Source organism: Micrococcus sp. HMSC31B01, from assembly GCF_001816085.1.
GTDB lineage: Bacteria > Actinomycetota > Actinomycetes > Actinomycetales > Micrococcaceae > Micrococcus > Micrococcus luteus.
Genome location: NZ_KV825264.1, coordinates 1 through 2,153, shown reverse-complemented (window position 1 = coordinate 2,153; position 2,153 = coordinate 1). Strand labels below are relative to the sequence as shown.

Genomic DNA, 2,153 nt, shown 5'->3' with positions numbered 1-2,153 from the left:
GCGGCCGCGGCCGCGCGTCGTGCCCCGGCCGGCGCAGCGTCCCCCGAGGCCCGCACGCCCATGCCGGGCACCGTCGTCGCCGTGTCCGTGGCCACCGGGGACACCGTGGCCGCGGGCCAGGAGCTGGCGGTGGTCGAGGCCATGAAGATGGAGCACCCCGTCACGGCCGCCGTCGCCGGCGTCGTGACCGTCCACGTCGCCGAGGGCGACGCCGTGGCCGCGCAGGCGTTGATCGCCGTCGTCGAGCCCACCGAGCACGCAGCACCCGCAGAGAACACCTGAGAACAGGAGAGGACCATGAGCACCAAGCACCGCACCCTGCCCGCCCTCGAGGAGGACTACCAGGTCCTCTCCGACACCGTCCGCGAGTTCGCCGACGAGGTCGTGGCCCCGGTCTCCGCCGAGCTGGACGCCCAGCACGAGTTCCCGTACGAGATCGTGGCCCAGATGGGCGAGATGGGCCTGTTCGGCCTCCCGTTCCCCGAGGAGTACGGCGGCATGGGCGGCGACTACTTCGCCCTGGCCCTGGCCCTCGAGCAGCTCGGCCGCGTCAACCAGTCCGTGGCCATCACCCTCGAGGCCGGCGTCTCCCTGGGCGCCATGCCGCTGCTGAAGTTCGGCACCGAGGAGCAGAAGCAGCGCTGGCTGCCGGACCTCGTGGCCGGCACGCACCTGGCCGGCTTCGGCCTCACCGAGCCGGGCGCGGGCTCCGACGCCGGCGGCACCCAGACCACCGCCGCGCTCGAGGACGGCCAGTGGCGCATCAACGGCGCCAAGGAGTTCATCACCAACTCCGGCACGGACATCACCTCGCTCGTCACCGTCACCGCCGTGACCGGCACCGTGGAGGGCAGGACCGGCCACGACGGCCGCCCCGCCAAGGAGATCTCCACGATCCTCGTGCCCGCCGGCACCGAGGGCTTCTCCGTGGCCAAGGCCTACGACAAGGTCGGCTGGAACTCCTCGGACACCCACGCCCTGCACTTCTCGGACGTGCGCGTGCCGGAGGAGAACCTGCTGGGCGCCCGCGGCCGCGGCTTCGCCCACTTCCTCGAGATCCTCGACGAGGGCCGTATCGCCATCGCGGCCCTGGCCACCGGCGCGGCCCAGGGCTGCGTGGACGAGTCGGTCGCCTACGCCAAGCAGCGGACCTCGTTCGGCCAGAAGATCGGGCAGTTCCAGGCCGTGTCCTTCAAGATCGCCCGCATGCAGGCCCGCGCGCACGCCGCCCGCCTGGCCTACTACGAGGCCGCCCAGAAGATGCTGGCCGGCAAGCCGTTCAAGACCGAGGCCGCCATGGCCAAGCTGATCGCCGGCGAGGCCGCCATGGACAACGCCCGGGACGCCACCCAGGTGTTCGGCGGCTACGGCTTCATGAACGAGACCCTCGTTGCCCGTCACTACCGCGACTCCAAGATCCTCGAGGTCGGCGAGGGCACCACCGAGGTGCAGCTCATGCTGATCGCCCGCGAGCTGGGCCTCTGACGTGACGGAGCGCGTCGAGATCGAGCAGCGGGGCCGCTACGCGGACGAGCTGGCGGTCGGTCAGGTCTACCTGCACCGGCCCGGCCGCACGCTCACCGAGGCGGACAACGTCCTGTTCACCACCCTCACCATGAACCCGCAGGCCCTGCACCTGGACCACGCGTACGCGGCGGACCAGCCGTTCGGCCGACCGCTGGTCAACTCGATGCTGACGCTGTCCACCCTGGTGGGCCTCGCCGTCGGGCAGACCACACAGGGCACGCTCGTGGCCCAGCTCGGCCTGGGGGAGATCGCGTTCCCGAAGCCGGTCTTCCACGGGGACACGCTCTACGGGCGCTCCGAGGTCACCGCGATCCGCGAGTCCTCCTCGCGGCCGGGGCAGCGGATCGTCACGTTCGCGATGACGGGGGAGAACCAGCACGGCGACGTCGTCGTCCGCGCCCAGCGCACCTGTCTGATGTGGACCGCGCAGGCGCACGCGGAGGCCAAGGCGAAGGCCGCCGACGCCGCAGGCACGGGGGAGCGGGCATGAGCGCGCTGACCCTCGGACCGGCCGTCATGTTCACCCCGGCGGACCGCCCCGAGCGGTACGCCACGGCGCTCGAGCGCGCGGACGCGGTGATCCTCGACCTCGAGGACGCCGTCACCCCGGACGCCCGGCCCACCGC

The 2,153-nt window shown here is 72.3% G+C and carries 3 protein-coding genes and 1 pseudogene; all 4 read left to right on the top strand.

The features are described 5' to 3' along the window. The coding region (locus tag HMPREF3105_RS09280; RefSeq protein ID WP_305791342.1) for a biotin/lipoyl-containing protein at positions 1-282 on the top strand (282 nt) is incomplete at its 5' end. Between the two features lie 15 nt (positions 283-297). After that, positions 298-1,485, top strand: a complete 1,188-nt coding sequence (locus tag HMPREF3105_RS09275) for an acyl-CoA dehydrogenase family protein (protein ID WP_041104216.1) — start codon at positions 298-300, stop codon at positions 1,483-1,485. Position 1,486: 1 nt separating this feature from the next. Continuing rightward, positions 1,487-2,017: a MaoC family dehydratase gene (locus HMPREF3105_RS09270; RefSeq protein WP_041104218.1), complete on the top strand. Its 531-nt coding sequence runs from the start codon at positions 1,487-1,489 to the stop codon at positions 2,015-2,017. Continuing rightward, a pseudogene (locus HMPREF3105_RS13570) lies at positions 2,014-2,153 on the top strand (CoA ester lyase); the annotation flags it as partial. The gene HMPREF3105_RS09270 and the pseudogene HMPREF3105_RS13570, both read left to right, overlap by 4 nt.